The 19,903-nt window shown below is 42.0% G+C and carries 15 protein-coding genes; 6 read left to right on the forward strand and 9 right to left on the reverse strand.

Annotated features, from left to right (window positions below):
- Positions 1-26 precede the first annotated feature (26 nt).
- From CKK33_RS12310 to CKK33_RS12320, 3 genes are read right to left on the reverse strand one after another with little or no spacing between them, the layout of a single operon-like run.
- Positions 27-1,508, reverse strand: coding sequence for a dihydrolipoamide acetyltransferase family protein (locus CKK33_RS12310; protein ID WP_095704389.1), 1,482 nt, complete (start codon positions 1,506-1,508; stop codon positions 27-29).
- 44 nt (positions 1,509-1,552) lie between these two features.
- Positions 1,553-2,800, reverse strand: coding sequence for a competence/damage-inducible protein A (locus CKK33_RS12315; protein WP_095705842.1), 1,248 nt, complete (start codon positions 2,798-2,800; stop codon positions 1,553-1,555).
- Between the two features lie 4 nt (positions 2,801-2,804).
- Entirely contained in the window at positions 2,805-5,489 is a 2,685-nt protein-coding gene (locus tag CKK33_RS12320) for a putative LPS assembly protein LptD (RefSeq protein WP_095704390.1), read from the reverse strand.
- 104 nt (positions 5,490-5,593) lie between these two features.
- Here CKK33_RS12320 and CKK33_RS12325 point away from each other — a divergent pair, with 104 nt between their 5' ends.
- Positions 5,594-6,526 carry an N-acetylmuramoyl-L-alanine amidase gene (locus tag CKK33_RS12325; RefSeq protein ID WP_095704391.1) on the forward strand — a complete coding sequence of 311 codons (933 nt, stop codon included), beginning with the start codon at positions 5,594-5,596 and terminating at the stop codon, positions 6,524-6,526.
- 18 nt (positions 6,527-6,544) lie between these two features.
- Positions 6,545-7,489 (forward strand): MlaD family protein, encoded by a 945-nt coding sequence (locus CKK33_RS12330; RefSeq protein WP_095704392.1) that lies wholly within the window; start codon positions 6,545-6,547, stop codon positions 7,487-7,489.
- A 106-nt stretch (positions 7,490-7,595) separates the two neighbouring features.
- On the opposite strand, the gene CKK33_RS12335 is transcribed toward CKK33_RS12330, so the two are convergent.
- The 4 genes from CKK33_RS12335 to CKK33_RS12350 all read right to left on the reverse strand — a co-directional run bounded on the left by CKK33_RS12335 (position 7,596) and on the right by CKK33_RS12350 (position 10,948).
- Positions 7,596-8,513, reverse strand: a complete 918-nt coding sequence (locus CKK33_RS12335) for a ribonuclease Z (protein ID WP_095704393.1) — start codon at positions 8,511-8,513, stop codon at positions 7,596-7,598.
- Between the two features lie 18 nt (positions 8,514-8,531).
- On the reverse strand, positions 8,532-8,909 hold the full coding sequence (locus CKK33_RS12340; RefSeq protein WP_095704394.1) for an STAS domain-containing protein: 378 nt from the start codon (positions 8,907-8,909) through the stop codon (positions 8,532-8,534).
- Between the two features lie 47 nt (positions 8,910-8,956).
- Positions 8,957-9,901 carry a phosphoribosylaminoimidazolesuccinocarboxamide synthase gene (locus CKK33_RS12345; protein ID WP_095704395.1) on the reverse strand — a complete coding sequence of 315 codons (945 nt, stop codon included), beginning with the start codon at positions 9,899-9,901 and terminating at the stop codon, positions 8,957-8,959.
- A gap of 81 nt (positions 9,902-9,982) precedes the next feature.
- A complete protein-coding gene (locus tag CKK33_RS12350) occupies positions 9,983-10,948 on the reverse strand; it encodes a PhoH family protein (RefSeq protein WP_095704396.1) in 966 nt (321 codons plus the stop codon).
- 103 nt (positions 10,949-11,051) lie between these two features.
- Here CKK33_RS12350 and CKK33_RS12355 point away from each other — a divergent pair, with 103 nt between their 5' ends.
- From CKK33_RS12355 to CKK33_RS12365, 3 genes are all read left to right on the forward strand, one after another.
- Complete coding sequence (locus CKK33_RS12355) at positions 11,052-11,828, forward strand: S-adenosyl-l-methionine hydroxide adenosyltransferase family protein (RefSeq protein ID WP_095704397.1); 777 nt, start codon at positions 11,052-11,054, stop codon at positions 11,826-11,828.
- Positions 11,829-12,146: 318 nt separating this feature from the next.
- On the forward strand, positions 12,147-13,973 hold the full coding sequence (locus CKK33_RS12360) for an ABC transporter ATP-binding protein (RefSeq protein WP_095704398.1): 1,827 nt from the start codon (positions 12,147-12,149) through the stop codon (positions 13,971-13,973).
- A gap of 85 nt (positions 13,974-14,058) precedes the next feature.
- Positions 14,059-15,456, forward strand: a complete 1,398-nt coding sequence (locus CKK33_RS12365) for an MBL fold metallo-hydrolase (RefSeq protein ID WP_095704399.1) — start codon at positions 14,059-14,061, stop codon at positions 15,454-15,456.
- A 40-nt stretch (positions 15,457-15,496) separates the two neighbouring features.
- Here CKK33_RS12365 and CKK33_RS12370 read toward each other — a convergent pair whose 3' ends face one another.
- Both CKK33_RS12370 and CKK33_RS12375 read right to left on the reverse strand, forming a co-directional pair.
- Complete coding sequence (locus tag CKK33_RS12370; protein ID WP_095704400.1) at positions 15,497-16,225, reverse strand: (Fe-S)-binding protein; 729 nt, start codon at positions 16,223-16,225, stop codon at positions 15,497-15,499.
- 9 nt (positions 16,226-16,234) lie between these two features.
- Positions 16,235-17,557 (reverse strand): MFS transporter, encoded by a 1,323-nt coding sequence (locus tag CKK33_RS12375; RefSeq protein ID WP_095704401.1) that lies wholly within the window; start codon positions 17,555-17,557, stop codon positions 16,235-16,237.
- Positions 17,558-17,726: 169 nt separating this feature from the next.
- Here CKK33_RS12375 and rnr point away from each other — a divergent pair, with 169 nt between their 5' ends.
- On the forward strand, positions 17,727-19,877 hold the full coding sequence (rnr, locus tag CKK33_RS12380; RefSeq protein WP_095704402.1) for a ribonuclease R: 2,151 nt from the start codon (positions 17,727-17,729) through the stop codon (positions 19,875-19,877).
- The last annotated feature ends 26 nt before the right edge of the window (positions 19,878-19,903 follow it).

A 19,903-nucleotide genomic window follows, 5' to 3' on the forward strand; every position in this document is an offset into this window, starting at 1 on the left:
ACAAATTAAATTAACTATATCTGGTACTATAAACTTCTGTTAGGATCCCACTTTTCAAGGTATTGGGCAACCCTGCTTACAAACGAACCACCCAAAGCACCATCAACCACCCTATGGTCATAAGATAACGAAAGGAACATCATATGCCTTATGGCAATAGCATCGCCTTGCGGGGTTTCTACTACGGCAGGTTTCTTTTTAATGGCACCTACCGCCAAAATAGCTACCTGCGGCTGGTTGATAATAGGCGTGCCCATTACATTACCAAACGAACCTACATTGGTTAAGGTAAAAGTACCATCACGTACGTCGTCGGGGTTTAGTTTATTATTACGGGCTCTGTCTGCCAGGTTATTAACCGCTTTTGTTAAGCCTATTAAGCTAAGCTCATCGGCTTTTTTAATTACAGGCACTATCAGGTTACCGTTTGGTAAAGCTGTGGCCATACTAATGTTGATATCCTTTTTCTTAATGATTTGCGTACCGTTTACCGAAACATTGATCATCGGGAAATCCTTAATCGCTTTTACAACCGCCTCAATAAATATAGGCGTAAAGGTTATCTTCTCCCCTTCGCGCTTTTCAAAGCTGCTCTTAACCCTGTCACGCCACATTACCAGTTCAGTAACATCTGCTTCAACAAATGAAGTTACGTGTGGTGATGTCTGTTTGCTGTAAACCATATGTTCAGCAATCAGCTTACGCATACGATCCATCTCAATGATTTCCTGTCCGCCCGAAACAGAGGTAGTACTTGACGGTGCTGCAGCAGCTTGTTTCGTATTATCGTTACCAGGCTTTTCTTTAGTTACTTCCTGGGCGGGCTGCACTTGTTGCTGGCTATTAACAGGGGCCGGTTGTAGTGGTGTTTCAGGATTGTGATGCCCGGATTGAGTTGTTGATGGTTGCCCGTAAGTTTTTGATGGCTGATAACCGCGTTTATTCAGGTACTCAAGCAGATCATCTTTGGTTAAACGGCCTTCCGCGCCTGTTCCGGGTATACGGTCAAGCTCGTCATTGCTGATGCTCTCCTGCATAGCAATGTTTCTAACTAAAGGCGAATAAAAACGGTTTTCATATTTTACGCCGGTTACAATTGGCTCATCCCTTTCAGCCAGTTGACTGATACCGGGTACCTCTGCGGCATGAACTTCAGTTTCTTCTTTTTCGGTTTCTTGCGGGGCTGTTTCAGTTTGCTGAAATTCAGTTACATGTGTTTCAACAACGGGGTTCTGTGAGGCTTGATCGGCAGAATTTTCATCTCCAGATTCTGTTTCTATTATGGCTATTACAGCACCAACCTGCACTACATCATTCTCTTTGCAAAGCTGCTCAACGAGCTTTCCGGATACAGGAGATGGAACTTCTGAGTCTACTTTATCAGTAGCGATTTCCATAACTGCCTCATCTACTTCAATATAATCGCCCGGCTTTTTGTTCCATTTGATTATCGTCGCTTCCGCAACGCTTTCCCCCATTTTTGGCAGTAATAATTGGTATTTGGCCATAAGCAAAACTATAGTTCAATGACCAAAATTAGGTAATTCAACCGTTAACTTGTAGTTTCTTTTAGTAAAATATTCAACATAAAAAATGCCCTTACAGCACTCTGTTCAATGTTTTGTATGCGTTTATTACTAAATGTGAATTTCTTTACCACAGTTTTATTTGCATTTGCTACTGCAACGTATACAGTACCCACAGGCTTTTCTTCCGACCCTCCGCCGGGCCCGGCAATGCCTGTGATTGCGACAGCAAAATCTGACTTAAACTGGCGTAATGCCCCTTCAACCATTTCTGTAGCTGTTTGCTCACTCACTGCGCCATATTGGTAAAGCGTTTCCTTGCTGACTCCTAATATATCTTCCTTTAACTGGTTGGAATACGAGACAGCGCCACCTAAAAAAACAGACGAAGAACCGGCATGCTGTGTAATTTGATGTGAGAAATATCCACCAGTACAACTTTCGGCAACAGAAAGGGTTAAATGCCTGCTTTCCATTTCATCAAGTACTACTTTTTCTATGGGCTTATCTTCTTCAGCCATTACATTGTCCTTAACACGCTCCACAATTTGTGCGGCAAAGGCGTCTACTTGCTGTTGCAAGAATTCCTTATGCTCACCATATGCGCTCAAACGTAAACGCACCTGCCCCATTTTGGGTAAGTAGGCCAGTTTAATATGAGATGGTAGCGCACTTTCTATATCGGCTATCCTTTCGGCCAGGTATGACTCACCTTCTCCTGCTGTAAGGATGGTTTTGTGGATAATAACGGGGAGTTTAAAAACAGTTTTTAATTTGGGAACCACTTGTTCCTTCACCATATACTGCATTTCAAACGGCACACCCGGCATTGAAACATATACTTTGCCGCCCTCATAAAACCACATACCTGGTGCTGTACCATTGTAATTTTGCAGCACTTCGCAATTCTGCGGTACCTGTGCCTGCATATGGTTTACCTCAAGCATGGGCCTGTTGTAACGTTTAAAACGCTCCAGCACAAGATTTAAAGCCTCCTCGTTCAACACCATCGGCACGTTAAAATACTCGGCAAGGGTTTGCTTGGTTATATCATCCTTTGTTGGGCCTAATCCACCGGTTATCAAAATGATATCTACCCTTGAAGACGCCTCAGCAAGCGCCTTCAGGATATGAGATCGGTCATCCGAAACGGAAGATATCTGCTTAACCCTTATACCTATTAAATTAAGCTGCTGTGCCATCCAGGCCGAGTTGGTATCAACAATCTGCCCTATTAAAATTTCGTCGCCTATGGTTATAATTTCTGCCAGCATATTCTTATCTAAAGCCTGCGTTGTTGGTGTAATCACTTCTTTTACTCAATTTAAGATCTTGTAAAATAGATGCTTTAACCTTAAGTGTTACATTGTAAGATTTGTAGTACCCAAAAGGTAGCCATTGTATAGACAGATCCCAGCAATGCAAATCCCGGTATATGGCAAACGATGTCGCGTCTGATAATCTGCGCGCTTTTAAATCATAAGTAGTATTATACTGCACCTTCCAATTTTTAGTAACACTTACGTCGCCACTGATCATCAGTGTATTTGTAGAAGATGTATTAATAATATTGTTCTGATAATTAAAACTATAGTTAAGGGATACATTCCAGGGAACATTAAAATCTATATATGCGCCCGCATCACCATTAATAAGTGCCAAACGTTGCGCTTGTTCCGGCGTCATGGTTTGTAATGCGGTGCCGGGCGCCGGTACAGCTTTTGGCCGAAATGTAGACGAATTCAAACTGGCACTCATGGAGAAATTAAAATTTCTTAGTACGGGAAATCTGCCGTCCTGCCAGGTATATCGATTAATCTGGCGGGCATACTTTAATATACTACCATTGGATATCGAATCGCGTACCAATGTTACATACGGGTCAAGCGTACCACCAAAGCTGATATTAACCTTTTGATTTAATATAGAGGTATGCCCGTTAATATTAATAGGCGATAATTTAAGAGAATCAGCCGCGAAGTTATAGAAGGTAGAGAAGGTTAAGCCCTGCAATATAGGTATCTTTCTGTCTGTGCCCGAGGTATCCGTGCTTTTAGGTTTTACCTTGGCCTCTATCGTATTATCTAATGAGAAACTTATACCCGCTTGTTTTCCGGCTGAAGGACCGCCATATGGTAAACCATCATATATGGAATATCTTTGGGCATAGTACGGGTACGGAACCGTGGCACTGCTTACTGCTGTTTGATAAAACCCATAACTCGGGTCGCCAAAATCAGGACGGTAGGTAAAACCTATCTGTGGTGTGGTAATGTGGCGTATAGCTTTGATGTTGCCCTTTTTAAATGGTATAACGCCATATATCTTGGTAGAAAAACCAGCGTTTATGCTGTAATCATAGTTACGCGAAAAGCCGGGTACAGTATCTTTAATAGCAATCACCTGCCCTGCCGTAGTTCCCCTGTCAAAACGCTGGCGGATACTTTGCAGGTACCAACGCTCTGTATAGTTTACACCGGTATTAAACTGGAAGTATTTTAAGAATGTGGTATTGAATGCTACAGGTACAGTATGTTGTAGACCACTTTGCAGCCTTTTTGAAAAGGTATTTGATTTAAACAGTTGCGACTCGGGTATATTATTCAGTTTATTGGTACCTACCAGGCTGTAACCAACCGTTATTTTCTGATACCATTTCTGCACGCCAACACGCTCTTTAGAGTCAAACGGACTTAATGTAGCCATGTTAAAGCTAAATGTTGGGAGCTCAAGAGTTACTGTCTTTTGCTGCAAATCCTGGCTATGGCCTAAACTCACGTTTAAGTTAAATGGCGAGTTTGCCCATGTTTTACCATAGGTAATACTTGAACGCAGGGTATTACGCGTAAGCGATTCCAGGTTATAGTTACTTTGGTTTACACTATTGGAGTAAAACGTAGAAGAACCCGCGTTCACTGATGCGCTGAATGTTGTACCAGGATTAGCGTTAGGGTCTTGTTGATGGCTCCACGCAATGTTAAAATCCTTTTGCGCCGGGTCACCGGGAAGGCCATAATTATGCGAACCATAACTCAATGTAAGGCTACCTCCATACTTATATCGCTTTAGATAACGCGCGTTTGTATTCACCTCAAAAGAGCCTCTTGAATACAAAGTAGCCATAGTAGTAAGGTCGATGTTATCATTTATGGCCATGTAATAACCCATGTTGCGCAAAAAGAACCCAAGCTTTTGGTCTTCACCGAACGATGGCAGGATTACACCAGAAGAACGGGAATCCGGCTTCGGGAAAAAACCAAACGGCAAGCCAATTGGTAATGGCACCCCTTCTATTTCCAGATATGCAGGGCCAGAAATGATACGCTTTTTTTGCCCGATACCTTTGGTGATCACCACACCGAAATGCGTTTCGGGATAAGGCAGGTTACAGGTACTGAAGATAACGTCGCGGTAAGCTACTTCATCCTCATTAAGGCGTTTCGCCTGCCCGCCGGATATATAATTACCCTCCTGTTCAGAGGCCGGATTCCATATCTTAACTTTTTTAGTGCGGTAATCAAATATCAGGGAGTCTGACGCAATAGGCTTTTCGTTCTTGGATTTAGATAATGGGCGGCCAACATACCTTTTCGTTTGAGGGTCAATTGACCCTCGGGCGAAAATCAAATGGGTTTTCTCATTAACGCGTATATAATCAGCATCGAGCTCAAAATCTTCATAAGTTACCCGCGCTTTCCCATACAGGTAAGTGATCTTGTTGTCGTTATCAACAAAGGTAGAGTCTTCTGCAACAGATTTTACAATAGATTTTAAGCCACCGGCACCAGGCGTGGTATCCCGGGCAACTATAGCATTTGGCGCATTAGAAGCACGCCCGTTAGCTGCTTTTTCTTTTCCTTTTTTGCCATACTTTATCAGCCTTTGATCTCTTACCGAATCAAGCTTGATAATGGTATCCCTTATAGATAAGCGATGATAGCCCCGCTTTGCAGAAGCCATCATGTTAACTATCAGTACAAATGCAAGCAGAAAAAAAAGCCTAACTAATTTCAAAATTGATTATGAATACTATTTTTGCAGGGTACAGTTAACAGCCCCCAAACATAATGAAAAATAAACTATTGAACAGGTTGAAAAATGCGATTGTTGGTTCATTAGCGCTGCTCATCTGCTTTCCATTATTTTCGTTCAAAGCTATAAAATCCAATAAAAATACTTCTGTTGATACTACCGTTGCCGGCTTTAAGCTCAGCACCGTAATTATTGATGCCGGGCATGGTGTTAAAGCGGAAAATGCTCCGCGCGGACATTATTCACGCGGGGCCGATGGTACTTTTTCTACGGAAAGAAATGTAACGCTGGCCATCGCACTAAAATTGCAGAAGGCCATTGAAAAAGATATAGCTGGTGTAAAGGCGGTTTTAACACGCTCTACAGAGGAAGATGTATCATTTGAACGACGCGCACAGATCGCTAATGAAAATAAGGGAAACCTTTTTATATCCATACACTGCAATTCATTACCTGACAGGGTGATAAGAGAGCGTGTGGGCGGCACCGCCCGTAGGCCAAGATACCGTAACGTGAGGGTGGCTGACCGATCAGGTAAGGGGACTTTATTTTTGATCTACGGACTAAAACGAACAACCGAGGCTGAAAATGAAATAAAAACCAACCAGGTAGAAAATGAAACTGAACTTGATGGTGGTGGATTGGACCCTAACGACCCTGTTGTAATTATACTTACCAATGAGTTCAAGCGCCGTTTCAGAAAGCAAAGTGTAAATATTGCAAACTTAATTAACGAAGAAATTGTTCAGGTTGACGGAAGGCATAGCGAAGGCTTGCGCGAACAGAGTATTTATGTACTTTGCCATGCTGCTATGCCATCCGTACTGGTGGAAACCGGATACATCAATAACCCGGACGATGAACGATATTTAAATTCAGAAGCCGGGCAAACTGAGATTGTTAACTCCATTGTACGGGCCATTACTAAATATAAAAACCAGATGGAAGGTACATCTGCGGCAAACTAATACTTATTTCTACTACTTATGAAAATTTCTAACGAAACTAAAATAGGCGCTCTTACAGCTGTGGCTATAACGGTATTGATATTGGGTTACAGCTTTTTAAAGGGTAACGATGTTTTTTCGGGCTCTAATAAATTTTACGCTATATACCGTAGCGTGGAGGGCTTAACTATTTCTAAACCCATATTAGTAAACGGTTTTCAAATTGGCCGCGTATCAAAAATGGAGTTACAGCCCGATGGCCGCACTATTGTGGAGTTTAAAGTAGATAAGAAGTATAATATACCTGACAATACACTGGCTAAATTACAAAGTACCGACCTATTGGGCGGCAAAGCCATTGTATTTGAATTAGGCAACAGTAGCAAGTACGCCGATAATACGGATACGCTACGCGCGGACATACAAGGCAGCTTGGCGGAAAGCTTACAACCGATCCAAAAGAAAGCTGAGGTTTTGATCTCCAAGGTAGACTCGGCCCTGGCTTCAATTAATCATATCATGAATCCTCGTTTCCAGGCAAATGTTGATAAAAGCTTTACCAGTATTGCCAATTCCTTACAAACACTTGAAGGGACTACGAAAAAGATAGACGCTATAGTTGGCGCGCAAAGCAGCCATATCAATGGTATTATGACCAATGCTGAAGCGGTGTCGGCAAACCTGAAAACAAGTACAGCCAAGTTAAATGGCATATCCGCCAACTTTGAACGCTTTAGTACCGATCTTGCCAATTCCAATATAAAAGGAACGATGGAAAACGCCAATAAAGCCACTGCAGATCTGCAAGCTACTATGGCAAAGATCAACAGTAAAGATGGTTCGCTTGGCTTATTAATGAATGATACCAAAATGTACGACAACCTCACAGCGGCCTCATCAAACCTTAATAACCTTTTCATTGATATTAAGGCACACCCAAGCCGTTATGTACACTTTTCAGTATTCGGTAAAAAGGGAGATTGATTTTAGTTAATTAGATATTAGAAGTTAAAGGTTAGGATGAAAATTCTGACCTTTTTTCATTTCAGCATTTTAGACTAATCGTTAATTAACCGATCTCTGCTATCTATCATTCACTAATCACAAACGTCTTGCCTTCTATTGCAAGGTCTGTTTCAGGGAAAACACTTTGAGCTTCTTCTAAAAGTTCATTGAGGGTTTTGTAACGGGCAGAAAAGTGCCCGATCAATAACCTTTCAGCATTTACTTCATTAGCAACTTGAGCAGCTTGCAATGCAGTTGTGTGATGCGTCTGATTTGCTCTGTCCAGCATATCATGCATAAAGGTAGCTTCGTGATAAAGCACCGTTACATTATTGATCTGTTTAAAATATTGTGGGTTGTACTTTGTATCAGATACGTAAGCGTAACTTTTAGGAGGCGCCGGGGCCATGGAAAGCAAATCATTTTTGTAAATGGTGCCATCTGGCGCCTCATAGTCAAGCCCTTTTTTAATGGATGTATAGTAAGGAACAGGTATTCCAATTTCCTCCACGCGTTCCATTATCAGTTTACGCATCCGCTTTTTTTGCTTAAACAAAAAACCGGTACAGGGTATGCGATGGTCAAGGGGTATAGTTTCTACACAAATATCCTGGTTCTCAAATATCTGGGCTTTTTGTGAAGGATCAGTAAATACGTACTCAATAGGATAATTGAGCGTAGTTTCAGAGTATTTAAGTTGTATTTCTATGATCTCTTTTAACGGAGCAGGACAAAAAAGTTTTAGTCCTTTTTTACGGCCATTAAGGTGCATGGATGATAACAACCCTATAAGGCCCAGGTAGTGATCGCCGTGCAGGTGGCTGATGAAAATATGATCAATGCGGCTGGGTTTTACATCAAACCGCATCATTTGTTGCTGCGTGCCCTCCGCACAGTCAATAAGGTAAAGCTTATCGTTTACATTCACTACCTGTGCGGTAGGATTCCGATTAAAAATTGGGGTTGCAGAGCTGCTGCCCAGTATTGTAACTTCAAACTTCATACCGGGTTAAACAGATAGTTATTTTACCTCTCTCTTCAATTCTTTTTCTATCTCTTCCATAAAGATGAGATCAATCCCCTCTTCACATGTAGGCACAATGGTCAACACGTTGTCTAATTGAGATATCGTTACCAAACGTGATACAGCCTCACTTAAACCGCAAAGGATAAATGACCCGTTTGCATTTTTGCATAACCTGTGCCCTACCAGTAAACTACTAAGACCTGATGAATCAGCAAACTTTACCTGAGAAAGATCAAGAATAATATTACGTTGCCCCTCGGTATTGATAAGGATCAATTCTGATTTTAACTGGGGGGTTACCAGTGAGTTTAGTTTTGATTCGTTAAGCTTGATCAATACATATTTCTCGTGCTTATCAACCGTATATTTCATTTGAATTTATTTAAAAAGCTAAGATATAAATTTTATCTCTAAATGAGTTAGAGCCTGCTAATAGCTGCATTAACGGCCTTTTCTACTCTATCAATCACATTTTCCTGATCGGGCTTAACAAAAGTTTCACCGGTTATTTTCTCATATAACTCTATGTAACGTTGTGATATGGAATCAACGATCTCTTTGGTCATCTCTGGTATCTGCTGGCCATCCTTTCCCTGGAAACCATTCTCGATAAGCCATTTTCTAACAAATTCCTTTGAGAGTTGTTTTTGGGGTTCACTATTTTGCTGGCGCTCCTCGTATCCATCCGCATAAAAATAACGCGACGAATCCGGCGTATGGATCTCATCAATTAAATAAATGGTATCCCCTATCTTTCCAAATTCATACTTGGTGTCAACCAATATAAGTCCCTGGTCAGCAGCAATTTCTGTTCCTCTTTTAAATAAAGCGCGCGTGTATTGCTCCAGCTGGTTGTAATCAGCTTCGCTAACAATGCCACGTTTTAAAATTTCTTCACGGGAAATATCCTCATCGTGGCCAACAGTTGCTTTTGTTGTTGGGGTGATGATAGGCTCAGGCAGTATATCATTTTCTTTTAAGCCTTCGGGCAGTTTTACACCACAAACCTCTCTCCTGCCGGCGGCATACTCGCGAGCTGCATGGCCTGCCAGGTAACCACGTATAACCATTTCTACCTTAAATGGCTCGCATATACGGCCAATAGTTACACTCGGATCAGGAACAGATATTACCCAATTAGGTACAATGTCTGAAGTGGCTTCCAAAAACTTAGCGGCAATTTGGTTCAACACCTGTCCTTTGTAAGGTATAGGCTCAGGAAGCACCACATCAAATGCCGAAATACGGTCAGTAACCACCATAGCCAGGTACTGACCTTTTATCGTGTAAACATCGCGCACCTTGCCTTTGTAAAAGGCTGTTTGCCCTTCAAAATTAAAATGAGTTTCTTTTATAGCGTTCATATCTCTGAGAATCAAGAGACAAAAACCAAGATACAAGATAAGTTCCTGCCTTGATTCTTGACTCTAAAAATCTTGGTTCTATTACTGAATATCTCCGTAAGCTTCCAAAATACGTTTTACCAGTTTGTGGCGCACAACGTCTTCTCCGCTCAGGTAAACAATATCAATTCCTTTTATATCGGTTAAAATGCGCAGCGCGGTGTACAAGCCCGACTGCTGTTTTTTGGGTAAGTCAATTTGTGTTACGTCGCCGGTAACAATAAACTTAGCTGATGGCCCCATACGTGTAAGGAACATCTTCAACTGCATATCCGTAGCGTTTTGCGCCTCGTCCAGGATCACAAAGCAATTGTCAAGCGTACGGCCGCGCATAAATGCTAACGGCGCTATCTCTATGGTACGGTTTTCCAGGTAAAGCTTAAGCTTTTCGGCCGGTATCATATCATCCAGCGCATCGTAAAGCGGGCGCAGGTATGGATCAATCTTTTCCTTTAAGTCACCTGGTAAAAAGCCGAGGTTCTCCCCCGCCTCAACCGCAGGGCGGGTAAGAATGATACGTTTGATCTCTTTATTCTTCAGCGCACGCACGGCCAATGCAACCGCGGTGTAGGTTTTCCCCGTACCGGCAGGGCCAATAGCAAATAGGATATCGCTTTTGGCAAGGCTATCTACCATACGGCGCTGGTTTGGCGTACGCGCCTTAACCATTATCCCATTAGGGCCAAAAACAATCACTTCACTACTGGCAAACTTATCTGTTGCGCTTTCTGCAGTATTTGTAGTGTTTACCGATGGCCTGGCACCAAGTATACGTTCAACATCGTTTACATTAAGGCTCTCATATTTTTCAAGGTGTTGTACCAGGGCATTAAATTTTTCCTGAAAAATATTTAATTCGTTTTCATCGCCCAGTATTTTAACCTCACTGCCGCGCGCAACTATTTTAAGCTTAGGGTATTGTTTTTTTATGATCTCAAAATGATCGTTATTGGGCCCCCACAATACCGCCGGATCTATTTGTTCAATGGATAGTTTTAGCTCGTTCAATACTTGGTGTTTTTTATTGAGTTGCGAATTTTTATGAATTAAAAATTGAATATTTGCACCTTTAAATGCAGTACAAGATTAGCAATAAATATTTATAAAATTAATGGCAATTATAACTTTAACTACTGACCTGGGCGATAAAGATATTTATCAGGCTGCCCTTAAAGGTAGTATTTATAAGTTGTTGCCAACAGCTAATATTGTTGATATTACTAACAATGTACAGGCCTTTAATGTTCAGCAGGCTGCATTTATTTTAAAGAATAGTTACCATTATTTTCCTGAAGGTACCGTACACTTAATTGGTATTGATACGGTATATAGTACTTATACCCGTTACCTCGCTATAAAACACAATAACCACTATTTTGTGGGTGCCGATAACGGTATCTTTTCATTGATGTTTGATAGTGGACCTGATGAAATTGTGGAGATCAACATTATGCAGGACCTTAAGTTTCTGCACTTCCCGCTGGCCGACATTTTTGTTAAAGCCGCCTGCCACCTGGCAAATGGCGGCAGCCTTGCAGAAATTGGGCTACCCGTACCTGGTGTTGAGAATAAGATGAACCTGCAGCCTGTGATAGAAAAAAACCTGATCAAAGGAGTAGTGATATATGTAGACTCATTCCAGAATGTAATTACAAACATCACCAAAGAATTCTTTAACCGGGTACAGCAAGGCCGCCGGTTTGTGCTTTACTTTAAACGTAACGAAACCATTAGCCAATTAAGCTGGCATTACAATGAAGTTCCGGAGGGCGAAAAACTTTGCCTGTTCGGGATCAGCGACCATTTAGAGATAGCTATAAATAAAGGCAACGCCAGTGGCTTGTTGGGCCTAAATATTGGTGATAGCGTAATTATCGATTTCCAGTAGTGCGCATTTTTTTTATAAGTGGCAAGCCTGTTTATTGCAATTATTTTTCATACTTATACTGCACCCATCAGAATTCCTCTTGCAAAATCCGTTAAGGTTGTAAATTGGCCAAGTAACAGCCTAAAGAAAATAATCAGCAGCGTGGCCAATAAAAAGTACCTGCTTTTGGGGAATGATATGATATTAATTACTTAATAACTACCGTCACTATCTAAATAAAACTGATTGTTCTCACCTTTGCGTCAATTTTAGTGCTGTTTATCGTTAAAAGGAAAACAAAGGTGTAATTTTACCCCTTTGTACACACTAATTTAATACATGGCACGAGGACGACTGAATAGTGGCAGTAAGGCGGAAGCAGAATTACCAAAAGCAAAAATAAATCTGGATAGCTTAAAGCGTATCGCCAAGCTCATTTCTTACTTAAGGCCCTATAAGGGCAAGTTTATTGCCGGCATTATTTTTTTATTTATTTCCAGCCTTACAGGTTTAGCTTTTCCCTCCCTTTTGGGTGCGCTGATTGATGCTGCGCAGGGTAAACAGAAGTATGCTTTTTTACCTCCTACTATCAATGCTATTGGCTTATTGGCATTTACTATATTATTTGTACAGGCTTTTGTATCCTTCTTTAGGGTAGTTTGGTTTGTGCAGGTTGCCGAAAAGGCATTGGCAGATATACGCCGCGACACCTATTTCAAGTTGGTTACTTTACCTATGAACTTTTTTGCCAACCGCCGGGTTGGGGAACTAAATAGTCGTATTTCTGCTGATCTTTCACAGATACAGGATACCATGACCACTACTTTTGCCGAGATTATAAGGCAACTGGTATTACTAATAGGTGGCATTACGCTATTAACTATAGTATCTTTTAAGCTAACCCTTGCTCTGCTGCTAATGCTACCAGTACTTATTGTTGTAGCGGTGTTTTTTGGGCGTTTTATTCGTAACTTATCCAGGCAGGCGCAGGATAAATTGGCTGAATCAAATACCATTATTGAAGAAACTTTACAGGGCATTGCCAACGTTAAGGCATTTGTAAATGAGGCTTTTGAAGCTGGCCGTTACAATAAAAACCTGCGCGAAGTGGTAAAAATAGCGGTTAAAGGCGCGGTATATCGCGGCATATTTGCATCATTTATTGTTTTTTGTCTGTTTGGAGCTATTGTAGGTGTAATATGGTATGGCTCTATACTGGTTCATCAGCATGAGCTTTCTGTAGGCAGCCTTACTACTTTTATATTATATTCAATTTTTGTTGGCGCGGCTATGGGCAGTTTTCCAGAATTGTATGCTAACATCCAAAAAGCTGTAGGCGCCAGTGAACGTGTTTTAGAGATCCTGGATGAAAAAGGCGAAGACATCTCTATCAATGTTGAAGACAACGCCATAAAAAAACACATCAATGGCAATCTTGAATTCAATAGTGTTGAATTTGCTTATCCATCCCGTTCTGAAATAACCGTGTTGAAAGATGTTTCCTTCACCGCGAATGCAGGGCAAAAAGTGGCCATAGTTGGCCCGAGCGGTTCAGGTAAATCAACTATGGCGGCTTTAATACTGCAATTTTATCATCCGCAGAATGGCGCTATAAAGTTTGACGGCAAAAATGCTGACCAGTACGCGCTCACTGATATTCGTAACCAGGTAGCTATTGTACCGCAGGATGTATTGCTATTTGGCGGTACTATAGCAGAAAACATTGCCTATGGTAAATTGAATGCATCGCGCGAGGAAATAATTGCCGCCGCTAAAAAAGCAAATGCCGATAGTTTTATTACCGGTTTTCCTGAAGGGTATGAAACTGTAGTGGGCGAGCGTGGTGTAAAGCTTTCCGGAGGACAGCGCCAGCGCATTGCCATTGCAAGAGCCCTACTTAAAAATCCGGCTATCCTCATATTAGACGAAGCCACCTCTTCCCTGGATTCAGAATCTGAACGCTTGGTGCAAGAAGCACTTGAGGTACTCATGAGAGGCCGTACTTCTATCATCATAGCACACCGTTTATCAACCATTCGCGAAGCCGATAAGATTATTGTGCTGGAAAAAGGTAACATTGTGGAAAGCGGCAACCACCGGGAGTTAATAGCCAACGAGAAGGGCTTATACCGATATTTGAGCCAGTTGCAATTTGAGAATGCTTAATTTTTAAGCTTATAGTTGATGGTTCATAGATCATAGTTGAAAAATAGCTGTAATCTATGAACTACTACCCATGAACTAAGACTAAATGAAACTAACTATACACGGGGCAGCCCGGCAGGTAACCGGCAGTATGCACTTGCTGCAGGTTGGCCAATATAAGATATTGATTGATTGTGGACTGGATTATGAGAAGGACCACAATATGCAGATCAACGAAGATTTCGGCTTTAGGCCGGAAGAGATCGACGTTGTAATACTTACGCATGCCCACATAGATCATACCGGTAACTTACCAACGCTTGTACGGATGGGTTTTAACGGGCAGATATTATGCACCCCACCCACGGCAGATCTGACAGAGCTTTTGCTAATGGATTCGGTAAATATTTTCCTGCAAAAAGCTCAAAAAGGCAACAAGCATCGCCGCAGGCATAAACACAGCAGCAGCGGCCCGCAACCCCTGTACTTGCAAAAGCACGTAATGGATACCGTGGAGCGCTTCATCACCATCAACTTTAACAAGCCATTTAAAATAACCGGCGATATTGAAATAACCTTTGTACCAGCAGGGCATTTGCTTGGCGCCGCCGGCGTAGTGTTAAAGGTAAACGACGAGGGTGTAGAAAAAACAATTGCTTTTACCGGTGATATTGGCCGCAAAGGCTACCCTGTACTGAATGACCCTCAGCCTTTACCAAAAGTTGATTACCTGGTATCTGAAGCAACTTACGGAGGCCGCAACCACAGCAAAGGCAAGGGTGTGCAGGAAACGCTTGAAGAGATCATAGATAAGGTTTGTATTAAGGAACAAGGCCGATTAATTATCCCCGCGTTTAGTATTGGCCGTACGCAGTCGCTGGTTTTTGTATTAAATAAGATTTTTAGCAGCGGCGCTTTGCCGCCGGTTAAGGTTTTTGTAGATAGCCCTATGGCAAGTATGGCCACGCAGATCTATCGTAAGCACCACAACCAGGTTAACCCGGAAGCTCAGGAGTTCTATAACACGCAGGGCGACGAGTTTGATTTTGACAACCTTACCTATGTGGAGACTTTGAAAGACAGCAGGCAGGTATCTAATTATTTTGAACCGTGCATTATTATCTCATCAGCAGGTATGCTGGAGGGTGGCCGTATACAGGATCATTTATTCTATAATATTCAAAATTATTATTGCACCATTCTTTTCATTGGCTACTGTGCAAAGGGCACGTTGGGTCATCGCTTACTCCGCGGCGACCCTATTGTGCATATTAAAGACCGCGACCTGGCCGTTTATGCCACCATCAAACAAACTGATGTATTGAGTGCCCACGGCGACCATGAAGACCTTGTGAATAATGTTAGATCACAGGATCCCGATAAACTCAAAGGTGTTTACCTGGTACATGGCGAAACGAGTGCGATGCAGGCGCTGGCGGAGACATTGGAAAATGAGAAATATAAGGTAACTATTCCCGAAAAGGGCATAACCTATGATCTGTAATAGGATAATTTAAATAGCAAATCAGACAGTTTTAGCGCCCTTAGACATTTCCCCATCCGTTTGCCAGTACATCGGCAATGTGCATGGTTTTTAAAGGGATGTTGTTTTTATCAATATATCCTTGCAAATGCAGCATACAGGAAGCATCTGTTGAGATAATGTACTCCGCGCCTGCAGCTATCGCGTTATCAACTTTTTGCTGGGCCATTGCCGTAGATATGGCATCGAACTTTACTGCAAAGGTACCGCCAAAACCACAACAGGTTTCACCGGCTTGCAGTTCAACAAGTTCCAGACCATGCACTTTTTCAAGCAGTTTACGGGGTTCTTCTTTAATATGGCATTCACGCAAACCCGCGCAGCTATCATGGTATACAGCACGCCCGTCAAGTTCGGCACCGAAATAGTCAAACTGTAGTATATTTATCAGGAAATCGCTCAATTCGTATATGTTACCTTGTATGTTCCGGCATTTATTATGCGAGGTGGTATTGGTAAACAAATCATTGTAATAATTACGTACCATGCCGGTGCATGAGGCAGATGGTGAAACAATTACACTATCTTCCTTAAAATCCGAAAGAAATTTACTTCCGATAGTTTTGGCATCATCCCAAAAACCGGAGTTAAATGCAGGCTGACCGCAACAGGTTTGTTCCGGGTTATAGTTAACCGTGCAACCGGCTTTCTCCAGCACCTTTACAGTGTTAAAAGCGGTATCGGGATATAACTGGTCAACAAAACACGGTATAAACAGATCAACGGTCATTGGTAAAAATTAGCTGGCGCTAAATTCCACATTTTTCTTTAAAATTTTCTCGGTTTTTAGCAATGAAAACAACAGCAACAACCCGATGACGAAGAATGTTCCCAATATTAAGGTTGAGTTCCGCATGCTTCCTGTGAGTTCTTCAACAAAACCAAAGCTGAATAAGCCGCCTACAATAGCCAGCTTTTCGGTAACATCATAAAAGCTAAAAAAGGATGCAGTATCGCTAATATTCTCGGGTAAAAATTTGGAATAGGTTGACCTTGAAAGCGATTGTATCCCTCCCATAACCAGGCCCACTACTACCGCTATGATGTAAAATTGTGTTGATGTGGTAGTAAAATAAGCGGCTATGCAAACACCTATCCAAATAAAAACAACAAATATCAGCACCCTTACGTTTCCATATTTATCAGATAAGCGCGACATCAGCGTTGCCCCCACAATGGCCACCAATTGAATAATAAGGATGATGGAGATTAAGGCCGACGTTTCCATCTTTAATTCCTTAGCGGCAAAGCCGGTAGCTACCAGCATAATGGTTTGCACACCCATCGAGTAAAAAAAGAACGATGGTAAAAAACGTTTGAGCAAAGGCATAGTTTTTACCTTTTGCCATACTTTACCTAACTCCTCAAACCCACCTTTTATGATATTTTTGTGGTGTGATTGCGCATTAGGGCTGCCTTTGGGTAAAACGCTGAATGGTATCATGGCAAAGCCTATCCACCATATGCCCACCAATAAAAACGAAAGCCGGGCAGGTAAAGATTTGTCAGTTATCCCAAATATCTCAGGCTTCAACACAAAAGCAAAGCATACCAGTTGCAACAAAACGCTGCCGATATAACCAAAGGTAAAGCCCTTAGCGCTTACCTTGTCCTGCATATCAATCGTGGCTATTTCAGGCAGGTAGGAATTATAAAAAACGAAGCCACCGCTGTAACCAATTGCCGCCAACGCGAAGCAAATTACGCCCAACTCTAACGTGGATGCTTTAAAGAAAAATAATACGCAGCAAGCTAAAGAACCTAATAAGGTAAAGAATTGCATAAATATCTTTTTGTTACCTCTGTAATCAGCAACGGCGCTTAAAACCGGTAGCAGGATAACCATTATCAGATACGCTGTGGCCAGGGCATAATCTGTAAGCGCTGTATTGACAAAACTCATCCCAAAAAAGCTCACTTTATTACCCACGGCTTCATTTTGGGTGATAGCCACATAGTACGCAGGGAAAATAGTTGATGTGATAACAAGATTATACGCCGAGTTGGCCCAATCAAACATGGCCCAGGCGCGTATGGTTTTAGGATTATTTTTTGCTTCCATTGCTGTTTAAAAGTATGCAATTTTCAGCTTTTACAAAACATCTATGATTGCCAGCTCAATTAGTTCATATTAAGTTGCCGCTGCCGCTAACAATAGGCATTTCAAAACTGTTATGTTTGCATTGTACTTTTTAGCTGATACGATTAGTATCTTAGCGCAACAACCATCTATGTCAAAAAAGAAAAAGAAAAATAAATCGTCTATAGACCAGGTGCTAACGCAAATGGTGTTAGACATATTTGAGCAAAACGGGAATACGCCACTTAATTATAAACAAGTATCGGCCAAGTTAAACGTGCGCGACCCTGAGGCACGCGCCGTTATCAATGATATCCTTGACGAAGAAACCTTTAAAGGGGTTTTGAAGGAAATATCTCCGGGTAAATTCCAGCTACTGGAGCTGAAGACCTTTGTTGAGGGCAGGGTTGATCTCACCAATGATGGCTCGGCTTTTATTGTTACCGACGACGAGTTCGAGAGCGACATTTACATAGCCCCACGTAAACTACGAAACGCTCTAAATGGCGATTGGGTGAAGGTGTATGTGTATGCCAAAAGCCGCGGAAAACGCAAAGAGGGTGAGATAATTGAGATACTGAAGCGCCACAAAATGGAGTTTACCGGTGTGGTGCGTTTATCAGAGCATTACGCGTTCTTCCTGGCGGATGACAGAAAAATGATGCATGATATTTTTATTCCGCTAAGCGAATTAAATGGTGCTAAAAATGGCATAAAGGCAGTTGCAGAGATAACTGATTGGCCTGCCGGTGCTAAAAACCCGGTTGGGCGCATAAAGCATGTATTGGGTCAGCAGGGCGAGAACGATACCGAGATGAACGCCATTTTGGCTGAGTATGGTTTCCCTCTCAGCTTCCCCGCGGAGGTTGAACGTGAAGCAGAGGAGATCCAGGATGTGATCTCAGAAGAGGAAATTGCCCGTCGACGCGATTTTAGGGAAGTGCTTACTTTTACCATCGATCCATTTGATGCCAAAGACTTTGATGATGCCTTATCCTTTAAAAAACTGGATAATGGCAATTATGAGGTCGGCGTGCACATTGCCGATGTAGCTCATTATATCATTCCTGATTCTGCCTTGGATAAGGAAGCTTACGAGCGCGGCACATCCGTTTATTTGGTTGACCGGGTAATACCCATGCTCCCCGAGCGCCTGTCAAACGGCTTATGCTCACTGCGCCCTAATGAGGATAAATTATGCTTTGCCGCTGTATTTGAGTTGGATGAAGAAGCTAACATACATAACGAATGGTTTGGCAAAACGGTGATACATTCTGACAGACGTTTTACTTACGAAGAAGTGCAGGAGGTGATAGAAACCCAGCAAGGCGACTTTACCGAAGAAATTTTAAAGCTGAATGCTTTAGCCCACAAACTTCGTGAACGCAAGTTTAAAGCAGGAGCCATCAGCTTTGAAACTACAGAGGTTAAGTTCAAACTGGACGAAAATAGCAAACCTATAGGTGTTTATGTGAAGGAAAGAAAGGACGCGCATAAACTTATTGAAGACTTTATGCTGTTAGCCAACCGTAAAGTTGCCGAGTATGTGAGCAAGATGGGTAAGGGTAAAAATAAATACACCTTTGTTTACCGCGCACACGACTCTCCCAAGCCTGATGCCTTGAACAGCTTTGCGCAATTCGCTGCAAGGTTTGGTTACAAGATCAACACTAAATCGGATAAAGAGATCGCCAAGTCGCTTAATTATCTGATGGAGGATGTAGAGGGAAAAAAAGAGCAGAACGTACTTACACATCTGGCCATACGGTCAATGGCTAAGGCTATTTACACCACAAAGACATCCAGCCATTACGGTTTGGCATTCTCTCACTATACGCACTTCACCTCACCAATTAGGCGATACCCTGATGTGATGGTGCATAGGCTGCTGTTCCACTACCTTAATGGTGGCAAAAGTGCTAATGCCGACCATTATGAGGAGTTATGCAAACACAGTTCGGCAATGGAAAAACGTGCTGCCGATGCGGAACGCGCATCTGTTAAATATAAACAGGCCGAATATCTGCGCGACCAGGTAGGCAATGTGTTTACCGGTATCATCTCCGGCGTAACCGAATGGGGTATGTATGTGGAGTTGACTGAAAATAAATGCGAGGGAATGATACGTCTGCGCGATATTACAGACGATTTTTATACCTTAGACGAAAAGAACTATGCTATTATTGGCCAGCGTAAAAAGAAGATCTATCAGCTGGGTGATGAGGTAAAAATAAAGGTAAAAAGTGTGGACCTGACTAAAAAACAGATTGACTTTACCCTGATAACGAATAATATTTTATAAATGATTTAGTGACTTAGTGGCGGTAG

The sequence above is a fragment of the Mucilaginibacter sp. MD40 genome (assembly GCF_002288635.1).
Classification (GTDB): Bacteria; Bacteroidota; Bacteroidia; order Sphingobacteriales; family Sphingobacteriaceae; genus Mucilaginibacter.

What these genes read in the sequence shown, in the direction of transcription:
- CKK33_RS12355 (WP_095704397.1), top strand. Translation starts at nt 11,052, where the DNA reads ATGGCAATTATAACTTTAACTACTGACCTGGGCGATAAAGATATTTAT.
- CKK33_RS12315 (WP_095705842.1), bottom strand. Translation starts at nt 2,800, where the DNA reads ATGCTGGCAGAAATTATAACCATAGGCGACGAAATTTTAATAGGGCAG.
- CKK33_RS12310 (WP_095704389.1), bottom strand. Translation starts at nt 1,508, where the DNA reads ATGGCCAAATACCAATTATTACTGCCAAAAATGGGGGAAAGCGTTGCG.
- CKK33_RS12335 (WP_095704393.1), bottom strand. Translation starts at nt 8,513, where the DNA reads ATGAAGTTTGAAGTTACAATACTGGGCAGCAGCTCTGCAACCCCAATT.
- CKK33_RS12370 (WP_095704400.1), bottom strand. Translation starts at nt 16,225, where the DNA reads ATGACCGTTGATCTGTTTATACCGTGTTTTGTTGACCAGTTATATCCC.
- CKK33_RS12325 (WP_095704391.1), top strand. Translation starts at nt 5,594, where the DNA reads ATGAAAAATAAACTATTGAACAGGTTGAAAAATGCGATTGTTGGTTCA.
- CKK33_RS12320 (WP_095704390.1), bottom strand. Translation starts at nt 5,489, where the DNA reads ATGATGGCTTCTGCAAAGCGGGGCTATCATCGCTTATCTATAAGGGAT.
- CKK33_RS12345 (WP_095704395.1), bottom strand. Translation starts at nt 9,901, where the DNA reads ATGAACGCTATAAAAGAAACTCATTTTAATTTTGAAGGGCAAACAGCC.
- CKK33_RS12360 (WP_095704398.1), top strand. Translation starts at nt 12,147, where the DNA reads ATGGCACGAGGACGACTGAATAGTGGCAGTAAGGCGGAAGCAGAATTA.
- CKK33_RS12375 (WP_095704401.1), bottom strand. Translation starts at nt 17,557, where the DNA reads ATGGAAGCAAAAAATAATCCTAAAACCATACGCGCCTGGGCCATGTTT.
- CKK33_RS12365 (WP_095704399.1), top strand. Translation starts at nt 14,059, where the DNA reads ATGAAACTAACTATACACGGGGCAGCCCGGCAGGTAACCGGCAGTATG.
- rnr (WP_095704402.1), top strand. Translation starts at nt 17,727, where the DNA reads ATGTCAAAAAAGAAAAAGAAAAATAAATCGTCTATAGACCAGGTGCTA.
- CKK33_RS12340 (WP_095704394.1), bottom strand. Translation starts at nt 8,909, where the DNA reads ATGAAATATACGGTTGATAAGCACGAGAAATATGTATTGATCAAGCTT.
- CKK33_RS12330 (WP_095704392.1), top strand. Translation starts at nt 6,545, where the DNA reads ATGAAAATTTCTAACGAAACTAAAATAGGCGCTCTTACAGCTGTGGCT.